Here is an 11,302-nt window from a genome sequence, read left to right as displayed (position 1 = left end):
TCATGAAATCGTGCAGAAGTCGTGCTACCCGGGCCCCGGGATGCGACGCCCCGCCGATACCGTGGCCGGGGTCAGCCTCTGCTGTGGACGGGTGCCGCCATCGCCGTGACCAGGAGCGCGGTGACGGTACGGGACATCGTGGCGCGCGCCTCGTCGGTGGAGAGGCCGAGTTCGTCGCGGAGCAGGGACCAGCCGGCCCAGGTGGTGGAGATGCTCAGCGCGTCGAGGAGCTGGGTGCGGCCGGGGCCGGCGGCGGCGAGTTCGTGTGCGAACAGTGCCTCCAGCTCCGTGCGGACCCGGGCGATGTGGCGCTTGCGGTTGTCCTGGAGCTGGGCGGAGAACGGCTGTTTGATCGTCGCGGCGCGGGCGAGCGGTGCGACGATCTCCAGCAGGCGGGCGCGCTGGCGGCAGAACTCGTCGACTCGGGTGGTGAACGGCAGCGTGGGGCTGATCTCGGTCCAGGCGGACTCCTGGCGGGAGACCAGGAGCGCGTCGGTCGCGGCGAACAGCGTCTCCAGGTCCTTGAAGTTGGTCCAGAGCGCGCGGAGGGAGACGCCGGCGCGTTCCGCGATGCGCTCGCCGGTCGGTTTCAGGTCGCCCTCGGAGATCAGCGCGTAGTGGGCCTCGACGATGGCGCGGCGGGTGCGTTCGGCGCGGGCGGTCCGGCCGTCGACTCTGCCAGGAGTGGAATTCCCACCAGCGGCTAAGGCCGTGTGCGCGTCAGCCATGTCCCCACCGATTCTGTCGCCGGCGCGGTGCACCGGAGGTCTCCCGGCGCGGACACGCCGGGGTTGCAGGGTCGCCGCGCACATCGGCGGGCGCGTCGACCCGGTCGGCGGGGCGGGCCGGGCGCTCGTCATGCGCGGGCCGCCACCACCCGATCGACCCTAGAGCCTGTATCGAAGTGGAATGCCGGGCTGCGGCGAGGCCCACGCGCCGCACACCCGGACGACACCTGGACCGCGCCTCGCTCCGACCCCCACTTCGATACCGGCTCTAGGCCCAGTCGTCGATCTCCCTCAGCCGGGTCCGGCGCCGTCCACCGTGAGACCGGTGCGGAGACGCTTGCGGTCCACCTTACCGACCGAGGTCAGCGGGATCGCGTCGACGATGCGGATCTCCCTCGGGTACTTGGTCGCGGCCAGCACGGTCTTGGCGTATTCGCGCAGGTCGTCGGCGGTGACCGGGGACGAGACGGTGACCATGGCGACCACCTCCTCGCCGAGCCGGTTGTCCGGCCGGCCGATCACGGCGCACCCGGTGACCGCGGGGTGCCGGATCAGCGCCTCCTCCACGTCGCGCGGGTAGACGTTGTAGCCGCCCCGGATGATCACGTCCTTCTTGCGGTCGATGATGGACAGGTACCCGTCGTCGTCGATCGTCCCGACGTCTCCGGTGCGGAGCCAGCCGTCCGGCGTGAAGTCGCGGGTGCCGTCCCAGTAGGCGGCCATCACGTTCGGGCCGGACGCCACGATCTCGCCGGGTTCGCCGGGCGGGACCGGGGCGTCGTCGAAGCCGACGAGCCGCAGCGACACGCCCGGCACCGGCAGGCCCACGGTGCCCGGGCGGGCCCGGCCCGGCGGTGTGGAGGTGAGGATCCCGGCCGTCTCGGTGCAGCCGTACCCCTCCAGGATCTGCGCGGACGGCACCCGCCGCACGAACTCCTCGGCGACCGCGCGGGGCAGCGGCGCCGCACCGGAGAACACGTTGCGCAGTGCCGACAGGTCGAAGTCCTCGAGCGGCTCGGCCAGCAACATCGAGATCATCGACGGTACGACCGCGGCCTGCTGCACCCGGAACTCCGATGCCGCCCGCAGCCACGCCTTCGCGTCGAAGAAACGCAGCAGCACGCTCGACTCCGGCTCCGGGATCTGCTGGGTGCCGACCGTGACCAGCATGCCGTACGAGTGGGACAGCGGCAGCGCGGTCACCGACCGGGAGATCCCGGGCACGAAGCTGACCGCGCGGGACGCCGCCGACGCCGCGTCGATGTTCGCGTGGGTGAGCGCCACGCCCTTGCTGCGCCCGGTGGTCCCGCCGGTGTAGAGCAGCGCGGCCAGCTCGTCCGCGCCCCGGTCGACCAGCGGGCCGGGCTGCTCCTCGTGCGGCGCGAAGTCGACCACGACCGGCACGTCCAGGCCGGTGATCGCGGCCTGCACCTTCGGCAGCAGCTCGGCCGTGGTGATCACCGCGACCGCGCCGGAGTCGTCGATCATGTGGCGCAGCTCGGCCGGCGTCACCAGGAACACGATCGGCGTGACCACCGCGCCCGCGCGCCAGATCGCGTGGTAGCTGATCACCACCTCGGGGCAGTTGGCCATGAACACCACCACCCGGTCGCCCGGCCGCACGCCGAGCGCGCGCAGGCCGGCGCTGAACCGCACCGCCCGGTCGAACAGCCGGCCGGACGAGTGCCACGTGCCCTCCACGCGCAGCGCCGGGTACTCACCGTGCTTCTCGTGCGCGGTCTCGAACAGCCGGGCCAGGTTCATGCCGTCCACCTCGCCAGCTCGCGCCGGGCCAGGCCGCGGCGATGCACCTCGTCCGGACCGTCCGCGAGCCGCAGCGTGCGGGCCGCGACCCAGAGCTGGGCGAGCGGCGTGTCCTGGCTGACGCCGCCCGCACCGTGCGCCTGCACCGCCTTGTCCAGGATCCATTCCACGGTGGACGGCGCGGCGATCTTGATGGCCTGGATCTCGGTGTGCGCGCCGCGGTTGCCCACGGTGTCCATCAGCCAGGCGGTCTTGAACACCAGCAGGCGCAGCTGCTCGATCCGGACGCGGGACTCGGCGATCCAGTCCTGGACCACGCCCTGGTCGGCGAGCGGCCGGCCGAACGCCTCGCGGGACAGCACGCGCCGGCACATCAGCTCGACCGCGCGCTCGGCCATCCCGATCAGCCGCATGCAGTGGTGGATCCGGCCGGGGCCGAGCCGCGCCTGGGAGATGGCGAAACCGTCGCCTTCGGCGCCGATCAGGTTCTCCGCGGGTACGCGTACGCCGTCGAAGATGATCTCGGCGTGCCCGCCGTGCGTGCCGTCGTCGTAGCCGAACGTCCGCATGCCCCGTACGATCCGCACGCCCGGGGTGTCCCGCGGGACCAGGATCTGGCTCTGCTGCCGGTGCCGCTCGGCGGACGGATCGGTCTTGCCCATCACGATCAGGATCGCGCAGGCCGGGTTCATCGCGCCGGTGATGAACCACTTCCGGCCGTTGATCACGTACTCGTCGCCGTCCCGCACGATGCTGGTGGTGATGTTCGTGGCGTCGGACGAGGCCACGTCCGGCTCGGTCATCGCGAACGCGGACCGGATCCGGCCGTCCAGCAGCGGCTCCAGCCACTCCTTGCGCTGCGCGGGCGTGCCGAACTCGGCCAGCAGTTCCATGTTGCCGGTGTCCGGCGCGGCGCAGTTGAGCGCGGCCGGGGCGAGCGCGGGGCTGCGGCCGGTCAGCTCGGCCAGCGGCGCGTACTGCAGGTTGGTCAGGCCGGCGCCGTGCTCGCCGGGCAGGAACAGGTTCCACAGGCCGCGCGCCCGGGCCTCGGCCTGCAGCTCCGCCAGGATCGGTGGTGGACTCCAGTCTCCGGCCGGGTGCGCGTCGTAGGCGGCCTCGGCCGGGTGGACGTGCGTGTCCAGGAAGTCGCTGAGCCGCGCGTGGTAGTCCATCGTGGTCTCGTCGAACGCGAAATCCATGATCACCCCTCTCCGGGTAGCGCCGCGAGACCCCGGTCGACCAGCGGCTGCACGCGCGCGCCGATCGTGTCGAAGCCCGCGCCGACGGTCTTGCCCTGCGTGTAGCGGTAGTGGACGCCCTCGAGGATCACCGCGAGCTTGAACGCGGACATGGCCGTGTACCAGCCGAGGTTCCCGGTGTCCCGCCCGGATCGTGCGGCATAACGGGTGATCAGCTCGCCGGTGGTGGGGTGGCCGGGGACCGTGGTGACCGGGTCGTGCGAGCCGCGCGCGGCCGGCATCGGCGTGCCCAGGTAGACGACGTGCAGCCCGAGGTCGGCCAGCGGGTCGCCGAGCGTGGACATCTCCCAGTCGAGCACGGCCGCGACCCGGTCTCCGTGCCCGGTGTCGATCAGCGTGTTGTCCAGCCGGAAGTCGCCGTGCACGATGCTCGCGGCGGACAGCTCCGGTGCGGTCGCGGCGAGCCGGCCGGCCAGCGCGTCGATGCCGGGCAGGTCGCGGCTGCGCGAGCCGTCGAGTTGCCGCCGCCACCGGGACACCTGCCGCGCGTTGAACCCGTCCGGCCGGCCGAAGTCGTGCAGTCCCACCGCGGCCGGGTCGACCGCGTGCAGCTCCGCGAGCGTGTCGATCAGCCGGAACGCGAGCGCCCGCACCCGCTCCGGCCCGAGCGCGGCCAGCGACTCCGGCTCGCGCAGCACGGCGCCGCGCACGTGCTCCATCACGTAGAACGGCGCACCGATCACGGTCTCGTCGGGACAGAAGTGCACCATCGCCGGTACGGGTACGGCCGTGCCCCGCAGCGCGGCCATCACCCGGTGCTCGCGGCCCATGTCGTGCGCGGTGGCCAGCACGTGCCCGAGCGGCGGCCGCCGGACCACCCAGGTGGTGACGCCGTCGGTGACCGTGTAGGTCAGGTTGGACCGGCCACCGGCGATCACCGCGCCGTCCAGCGGGCCGGTGACCAGGCCGGGCAGCGCGTCGTCGAGGTGCTTGCGGAGCGCGGCCAGGTCGAGGCCGGGCGGGCCGTCCGTCACGCCGGCCACGGTGCCTCCCGCTGCTTCGGGACCGGGTGTTCCACCTTCTGCTGCAGGCGGTTCATCGCGCCGAGCCAGCGCTCCGGCTCGGCGGCGCGGCGGGCGTAGAACTCCGCGACCTCCGGGTGCGGCAGGATCAGGAACCGGTCGTCGGACAGCGCCTCCCGGACCCGGTCCGCGACCTCGTCCGCGCCGATCGCGTCCCGGTCGAGCAGCATCGTGCCGAGCGGGCCGGTGCCGGCGAGCATCGGCGTGCGCACCCCCTGCGGGCAGAGCGCCTGGACGACGATGCCGCGGTGCGCGTACGTGGCGCGCAGCCACTCCGCGAACCCGACCGCCGCGTGCTTCGTCACCGAGTACGGCGCGGAGCCCAGCATGGTGAGCAGCCCGGCCGCGGACGCGGTCACCAGGAACCGCCCGTGCCCCCGGTCGAGCCACCGGGGCAGCGCCGCCTTGGCCGCGTGCACGTGGGCCAGCACGTTCACCCGCCAGGCGCGGTCCCAGTCCGCCGCCGGTGCGGCCTCGGTGCCGGCCGTGGGCACGCCCACGTTCGCGCAGAACAGGTCCAGCCGGCCGAGCGAGCCCCAGGCGAACGAGACCAGCCGCTCCGCGAAGTCCGCGTCGGACGCGTCACCGGCGAACGCCCGGCCACCGATCTCGTGTGCCACGTGGTGCGCCGCCACCGGGTCGAGGTCGTTGACCACCACGGTGGCGCCGTCCGCCGCGAACCGGCGGGCCATCGCCGCACCGATCCCGGACCCGGCGCCGGTGATCACCACGACCGCGTTCTGCAGGTCCAGGCCGGTCACGGCACGATCACCACCCGTCCGGTGGTCTCACCGCGGGCGAGCGCGGCCAGTCCTTCGCCGGCCCGGTCCAGCGGCAGCGTGCGGGAGACGTACGGGTCGATCGCGCCCTTCGCGGCCAGCTCGGCCAGCGCGGCCGCGGCCTCGTGCACCACCTCGGGACGGCGGCTGCGGTAGAGGCCCCAGTGCAGGCCGACCACGCTGTAGTTCTTGACCAGCGCGTGGTTCGCCGCGGCCCGGGGGATGTCGCCGGACGCGAAGCCGACCACCACGATCCGGCCCTCGAACGCCACGACCTTCGTGGACGCGGCGAACGCGGCACCGCCGACCGGGTCGTAGACCACGTCGGCGCCGCCCGGCCCGCACGCCTCCTTCAGCGCGCCGACCAGGTCGTCGGTGTGCCGGTCCACCACCACGTCCGCACCCAGCTCGCGGGCGATCGCGGCCTTCTCCGGGCCGCCGGTCACGCCGACCACCTGGGCGCCCGCGGCCTTGCCGAGCTGGATCGCGGCCGAGCCGACGCCACCGGCCGCCGCGTGCACCAGCAGCGTCTCGCCCGGTCGCAGGTGCGCGCGGGTGTGCAGGCCGACCCAGCCGGTCTGGTACGCCACGAAGAACGCGGCGGCCTTCGTGTCGTCCAGGCCGGGCGGTGCCGGGTAGAGGAAGCGCGCGTCGGCCAGCGCGTACTCGGCGAGTGCGCCGTGCGGGAGGGCGGCGCCGCCGATCACCCGGTCGCCCGCGCGCAGGCCGGTCGGGCCCGGGTCGACGACCTCGCCGCACAGCTCGATGCCGGGCGTGAACGGCAGCGGCGGGCGCTCCTGGTACCGGCCCTGAACCAGCAGTGCGTCCGGGAAGTTGAGTGCGCAGGCCCGTACCCGCAGCAGCACTTGATCTTGATTTGGGACCGGCTCCGCGGCCTGCGGGTCGAGCGTCATGCCGCCCAGCTCGCGCACCTGCCACGCCCTCATGCGACCCGCCCGGTGAGCGTGAGGCCGCCGTCCAGCACCAGCGTCTGCCCGGTGATCCAGGCCGCCTCGTCGGAGACCAGGAACGCGACCGCGCCGGCCACGTCCTCCGGCACGCCCAGCCGGCGCAACGGGTACGCCGCCGCGACCTCCTCCTCGCGCCCCTGGTAGAGCGGCGTGGCGAACCGGGTCTTGACCACCGCGGGCGCGACCGCGTTGACCCGGATGCCGGGCCCGAGCTCGACCGCGAGGCACGCGGTCAGGTGGCTCAGCGCGGCCTTGCTGACGCCGTAGAACGCGATGCCCGGCGACGGCGTGATCCCGGCGACCGAGCAGATGTTGACCACGGAGCCGGTCGTCATGCCGCCGTCCTTGATCGCGCGCTGCGTCCAGCCGAGCGCGCCGATCAGGTTCACGTCCAGGATCTTGCGGGCCGCACCGAGGTCCAGGTCGGCGAGCGCGCCCGCGACCGGGTTGATGCCCGCGTTGTTGACCAGGATGTCGACCTTCCCGAACGCCTCGGCCGCGGTGGCGATCGCCCGCGCGCGGTGGTCGTCGTCGTCGGCCTTGCCGGCCACACCCCGGGCCCGGTCGCCGAGCTGTGCCACGGCCTCGGCGAGCGCGTCCTCCCTGCGGGCGGTGATCACCACGTTGGCGCCCCGGTCGATCAGGCGGCGGGCGATGCCGAGGCCGATGCCCCGGGACGCGCCGGTCACGACCGCGGTCCGGCCGGCCAGGCCTGTGCTGTCGTCGGTCACTGCACCTCCAGATTTGTGCACCGCCGATGCAAATACTAGGACGGTCGCGTCCCGGCGGTCAACGATAGATTTCTACATTGCCGATGCATAAACTTAACCGTTCCTTGGATGGATTCTGCCCGGGTAACGTCGCCGATGTCACGGCTTCAGGAGGTACTCACGATGAGAGTCTTCGATTCCCCCGACAAGCTCGCCGCGGCCGCCGGCGAACACCTCGGCTACAGCGACTGGACCACCGTCGACCAGCCCCGGATCTCCGCCTTCGCCACCGCCACCGGCGACGACCAGTGGATCCACGTCGACCCGGCCCGCGCCGCCACCGGCCCGTTCGGCACCACGATCGCCCACGGCTACCTCACGCTGTCGCTGATCCCGGCGCTGTCCTGGCAGGTCTACCGCGTGGAGGGGGTGCGGATGGGCATCAACTACGGCCTCGACCGGGTGCGCTTCCCGGCGCCGCTCCCGTCCGGTTCCCGGGTCCGCGCCGGCATCCAGCTGCTCACCGTCACCCCGGTCGCGGACGGTGCGCTCCAGGTCGCGGCGGAGGTCACGGTCGAACGCGAGGGCGGCACCAAGCCGGTCTGCGTGGCACAGACGCTGTCGCGCATCTATCCCTGACGCGTCGCCCCGGGACCATGGAGGCCGCCGGGACACTGACGGCCGGCAGCGTGCCGCACCGCTCAGGCAACGGCCGGCGGGATATCCGGAAAGATCGGGCATCACCCGCCCGGTCTTTCGCGATACCGGCACAAGGCCGGGCCGGCGCCCGGCCCTCTGGGCATACACCTCAGTCCCGTATCGAAGTGAATGGCCGGGCTGCGGCGAGGCCCCGGCGCCGCCTCGCCGCACGTCACAAAAGCCCATGCACCACACCGGTACGAGGGCTTCCGCGCCGCACACCCGGACGACACCCGGACCACGCCTCGCTCCGACCCCCACTTCGATACAGGACTAGGCCGCCGGTGGGATGCCGTTCGCCGGTGGGGCCGCCGGGGCCGCCGGGTACTCGTTGACCGGTCCGCCCTCCGAGTCCGTCTCGTAGGTCGGGCCGAAGTAGGCCTGGACCGTGCCGGTCACCTTGGTCATGCGGAGGCCGCCGTAGCCGGAGTGGTCGTCGGCGGAGAAGCGCAGCGGGCCGAGGCCCGGGCCGGTGTAGCCGCCCTTCTCGACCGCGTCGATCAGGGACTCGCGGGTCAGGTCCCGGCCGGCCGCCTGCAGCACCTGGACGAAGAGGTAGCCGACGGACATGCCGTAGACGGTGTTGCCGTCGAACGGCGCACCCGCGTTGTACTGCGTGTTGATCTTCTGGAACAGCTGGATCCACGGGTCCGAGGCGGCGGACGCGGCCGGCAGGTAGTTCGCACCGAGCAGGCCCTCGAGCAGTGGTGCGGCGTCACCGAGTGACTTGGCCAGCGTGTCGTAGTCGCCGCCGACGTTCGAGACTATCCACTGTGGCGTGAACGCCTGGCGCGCGGCGGTGCCGACGGTGAGCGCGGTGAAGCCGGGCACGGTGGCCAGGATGACGACCTCGCACGCGTTGGACTTGAACGCGTCGACCTGCGGGCCGACGTTGGTGACGCTGGTGGTGTAGGTCTGCTTGACCGCGACGCCCGCGTCGCCGAGCACGGCGGTGACACCGGCCAGGCTGTCCCGGCCGAAGTCGTCGTCCTGGCCGAGGAAACAGGTCTTCTTGCCGGCGAGGTTCTGCTGCACGTACGCCCCGAGGATCTTTCCTTCGACCGTGTAGTCCGGGTTGAAGCCGAACGTGCCCGGATACTTGCCCGGCTGGTCCCAGCTGCGGCTGCCGGACGCGACGAACAGGTCCGGCACGCGCTGGCTGTTGAGGAAGTCGAGCACGCCGGTGTGGGTGGGCGTGCCGAGCCCGTTCAGGATCGCGAAGACCTTGTCCTGGAGGACCAGTTCCCGGACCACCTGCTGGGTGTTGGCGGGGTTGTAGCCGTCGTCCTTGACCTTGAGTGTGATCTTGCGTCCGTTGATGCCGCCCGCCGCGTTGACGAAGTCGAAGTAGGCCTTGGTCGCGGGCGCGATCTGCGAGTACCCGGCGCTGGCCGGGCCGGTGAGCGGCATGTGCGTACCGACGACGATCTCGGTGTCGGTGACCCCGGGGACGGCCGCGCCGCCGCCGGAGCCGGCCTCGGACGAGCAGCCCGCGACCACCAGGAGCGCGGCGGCGAGCGTCAGCACTGTGTTGCGCATCATCGACCTCGTTTCACGATCCGTAGGAACAGTCCTTGCAGGCCGCCCGGGGCCAGGATCATCACCACGATCAGCGTGATGCCGAAGATCGCGAGCGGCAGGTTGCCCTCGAGCCGTTGGGCCAACCCGGTCGGCAGCGCGAACACCTCGGTGACGCGCGTGGTCAGGTCCGGCAGCGCCACCAGCAGGATCGCGCCCCAGACCGCGCCGGCCAGGCTGCCGAGCCCGCCGACCACGATGGCCATCACCAGGAACAGCGACAGCGTGAGGGAGAACGCGCCGGGTGACACGCTCTGGGCGAGGACCGCGAGCACTCCCCCGCCGAGCCCGGCCGCGGCCGCGCTGACCACGAACGCGAGGATCTGCGTGCGGGCCAGGTGGATGCCGCAGAGCCGGGCGGCGATCTCGTCGTCGCGGACCGCACGGAACTCGCGGCCGTACCGGCCGGCGGCGAGGTTGCCGAGCAGCAGCACGGTGAGCAGCGCGGCGGCCAGCGCGATCCAGGCCTGCCACCGCTCGAACGGGAAGTCGTAGCCGAACGGCGGCGGGGCCAGGTAGAACGTGAGTCCCTGATCGCCGCCGAGCACGTCGTCGAACATGGTGGTGATGCCGGGCACGACGACCGCTACCGCGAGCGTGACCCCGGCCAGGTACGGTCCGCGGAGCCGGGCCGCGGCGAGCCCGATGACCGCGCCCGCGGCCGTGGTGACCACGACGCCGGCGAGCAGGGACAGCGGCAGGTTGCCGATCGCGTTCTGCATCAGCGCGACCGTGTACGCCCCGGTGGCCATCAGCGCGCCGTGGCCGAGCGATAGCTGCCCGTTCTGTCCGGTGAGGACGGTCAGCCCGGCGGTCGCGCACAGGTAGGCCGCGACCGTGGCGAGCTGGTAGTTCTGGAACGGCGGGATGACGTAGGTCAGCGCGAGCAGCAGGGCCGCGCCCAGCAGCGTCCACAGATAACGCTTCATATCCGCCTCGCCGCCGGCTTGGCGAACAGGCCGTCCGGGCGGATCAGCAGCACGGCCAGCAGCAGCACGATGATCGCCAGCGGCGTGACCTGGTCGCCGAGGTAGCCGCCGACGAACGACAGCACCAGGCCGACCGCGAGTCCGCCGATCACCGCACCGGCCGGGCTGTCCAGGCCGCCGACCACGGCCGCGGTGAACGCGACCACGAACGAGCGGTCCATCGCGTTCGGGTGCAGGCCGAACTCGGTCGGGATGATCAGCATCCCGGCCAGCGCGCCGACACCGGCCGCGAGCACCCAGCCGAGCAGCAGCATGCCGCCGACGTTCACGCCGAGCAGCCGGGACACCTCCGGCGCGAACGCGGACGCGCGCAGCCGCAGGCCGGCCTTGCTGCGGGTGAACAGCAGCGCCAGCGCGCCGACCGTGGCGGCGACGGACCCGAAGACGAAGATGTCGTACGGCGAGAGCAGCGCGAACCCGGCCGTCCGGTCGAACGCGGGCGGCGCCGGCCGGAACTCGTTGCCGTAGACGATGCCGAGCACCGCGGTGATCAGCAGGACCAGGCCGAGCGCGACGATCACCGCGTTCAGCGGCCGGTCGTGCCCGACGTGCCGCATCACCAGGCGTTCCACCAACCAGCCGAGGGCCAGCCCGGCGGCCGGCGCGGCGAGGAAGCCGAGCCAGAACGAGCCGGTCGCGGCCGTGACGCTGTGCGCGACGTACGCGGCCGCCACCGCCATCGCGCCCTGGGCGAAGTTCACGATCCGGGCGCCGCGCCAGATGAGCACCAGCGCGAGCGCCATCGCGGCGTAGACCGCGCCACGGGACAGCCCGTCCACGGTGAGGAAGGCGAGTCGTTCCAT

11 protein-coding genes are annotated in these 11,302 nt (G+C 72.6%); 1 reads left to right on the top strand and 10 read right to left on the bottom strand.

Features of this window, described 5'->3' with window-relative positions; translation table 11 throughout:
• Positions 1 to 71: 71 nt before the first annotated feature.
• The 7 genes from J2S42_RS35940 to J2S42_RS35910 form a co-directional block, all read right to left on the bottom strand.
• On the bottom strand, positions 72 to 728 hold the full coding sequence (locus tag J2S42_RS35940) for a TetR/AcrR family transcriptional regulator (protein WP_307246551.1): 657 nt from the start codon (positions 726 to 728) through the stop codon (positions 72 to 74).
• 291 nt (positions 729 to 1,019) lie between these two features.
• The gene (locus J2S42_RS35935) at positions 1,020 to 2,492 is read right to left on the bottom strand and encodes a class I adenylate-forming enzyme family protein (RefSeq protein ID WP_307246550.1); all 1,473 of its coding nucleotides are present in this window, start codon (positions 2,490 to 2,492) and stop codon (positions 1,020 to 1,022) included.
• Entirely contained in the window at positions 2,489 to 3,691 is a 1,203-nt protein-coding gene (locus J2S42_RS35930) for an acyl-CoA dehydrogenase family protein (protein ID WP_307246548.1), read from the bottom strand. The genes J2S42_RS35935 and J2S42_RS35930 overlap by 4 nt, the downstream gene beginning before the upstream one ends.
• A 2-nt stretch (positions 3,692 to 3,693) precedes the next feature.
• Entirely contained in the window at positions 3,694 to 4,734 is a 1,041-nt protein-coding gene (locus J2S42_RS35925) for a phosphotransferase family protein (RefSeq protein WP_307246546.1), read from the bottom strand.
• Positions 4,722 to 5,534 carry an SDR family oxidoreductase gene (locus J2S42_RS35920; protein WP_307246544.1) on the bottom strand — a complete coding sequence of 271 codons (813 nt, stop codon included), beginning with the start codon at positions 5,532 to 5,534 and terminating at the stop codon, positions 4,722 to 4,724. The genes J2S42_RS35925 and J2S42_RS35920 overlap by 13 nt, the downstream gene beginning before the upstream one ends.
• A complete protein-coding gene (locus J2S42_RS35915; RefSeq protein WP_307246542.1) occupies positions 5,531 to 6,499 on the bottom strand; it encodes an NADPH:quinone oxidoreductase family protein in 969 nt (322 codons plus the stop codon). The genes J2S42_RS35920 and J2S42_RS35915 overlap by 4 nt, the downstream gene beginning before the upstream one ends.
• Complete coding sequence (locus J2S42_RS35910; protein WP_307246540.1) at positions 6,496 to 7,254, bottom strand: SDR family oxidoreductase; 759 nt, start codon at positions 7,252 to 7,254, stop codon at positions 6,496 to 6,498. Before J2S42_RS35910 ends, J2S42_RS35915 begins: the two co-directional genes overlap by 4 nt.
• Before the next feature lie 162 nt (positions 7,255 to 7,416).
• Here J2S42_RS35910 and J2S42_RS35905 point away from each other — a divergent pair, with 162 nt between their 5' ends.
• A complete protein-coding gene (locus tag J2S42_RS35905; RefSeq protein WP_307246539.1) occupies positions 7,417 to 7,872 on the top strand; it encodes a MaoC family dehydratase in 456 nt (151 codons plus the stop codon).
• A 333-nt stretch (positions 7,873 to 8,205) separates the two neighbouring features.
• On the opposite strand, the gene J2S42_RS35900 is transcribed toward J2S42_RS35905, so the two are convergent.
• Genes J2S42_RS35900 through J2S42_RS35890 form a run of 3 tightly spaced genes read right to left on the bottom strand, consistent with a single transcriptional unit; the run spans position 8,206 to position 11,302 of the window.
• Positions 8,206 to 9,474, bottom strand: a complete 1,269-nt coding sequence (locus J2S42_RS35900; RefSeq protein ID WP_370879328.1) for an ABC transporter substrate-binding protein — start codon at positions 9,472 to 9,474, stop codon at positions 8,206 to 8,208.
• Positions 9,471 to 10,439 carry a branched-chain amino acid ABC transporter permease gene (locus J2S42_RS35895; RefSeq protein WP_307246537.1) on the bottom strand — a complete coding sequence of 323 codons (969 nt, stop codon included), beginning with the start codon at positions 10,437 to 10,439 and terminating at the stop codon, positions 9,471 to 9,473. Before J2S42_RS35895 ends, J2S42_RS35900 begins: the two co-directional genes overlap by 4 nt.
• Complete coding sequence (locus J2S42_RS35890; protein WP_307246535.1) at positions 10,436 to 11,302, bottom strand: branched-chain amino acid ABC transporter permease; 867 nt, start codon at positions 11,300 to 11,302, stop codon at positions 10,436 to 10,438. The genes J2S42_RS35895 and J2S42_RS35890 overlap by 4 nt, the downstream gene beginning before the upstream one ends.

This window comes from Catenuloplanes indicus (assembly GCF_030813715.1).
Classification (GTDB): domain Bacteria; phylum Actinomycetota; class Actinomycetes; order Mycobacteriales; family Micromonosporaceae; genus Catenuloplanes; species Catenuloplanes indicus.
Note: the sequence above shows the minus strand (reverse complement) of the source record. Positions and strands in the feature narration are given on the sequence as shown.

Excerpts from the sequence above, each read along its gene's own strand:
- J2S42_RS35940 (WP_307246551.1), bottom strand. The coding sequence starts at position 728 with ATGGCTGACGCGCACACGGCCTTAGCCGCTGGTGGGAATTCCACTCCT.
- J2S42_RS35935 (WP_307246550.1), bottom strand. The coding sequence starts at position 2,492 with ATGAACCTGGCCCGGCTGTTCGAGACCGCGCACGAGAAGCACGGTGAG.
- J2S42_RS35930 (WP_307246548.1), bottom strand. The coding sequence starts at position 3,691 with ATGGATTTCGCGTTCGACGAGACCACGATGGACTACCACGCGCGGCTC.
- J2S42_RS35915 (WP_307246542.1), bottom strand. The coding sequence starts at position 6,499 with ATGAGGGCGTGGCAGGTGCGCGAGCTGGGCGGCATGACGCTCGACCCG.
- J2S42_RS35905 (WP_307246539.1), top strand. The coding sequence starts at position 7,417 with ATGAGAGTCTTCGATTCCCCCGACAAGCTCGCCGCGGCCGCCGGCGAA.
- J2S42_RS35900 (WP_370879328.1), bottom strand. The coding sequence starts at position 9,474 with ATGATGCGCAACACAGTGCTGACGCTCGCCGCCGCGCTCCTGGTGGTC.
- J2S42_RS35895 (WP_307246537.1), bottom strand. The coding sequence starts at position 10,439 with ATGAAGCGTTATCTGTGGACGCTGCTGGGCGCGGCCCTGCTGCTCGCG.
- J2S42_RS35890 (WP_307246535.1), bottom strand. The coding sequence starts at position 11,302 with ATGGAACGACTCGCCTTCCTCACCGTGGACGGGCTGTCCCGTGGCGCG.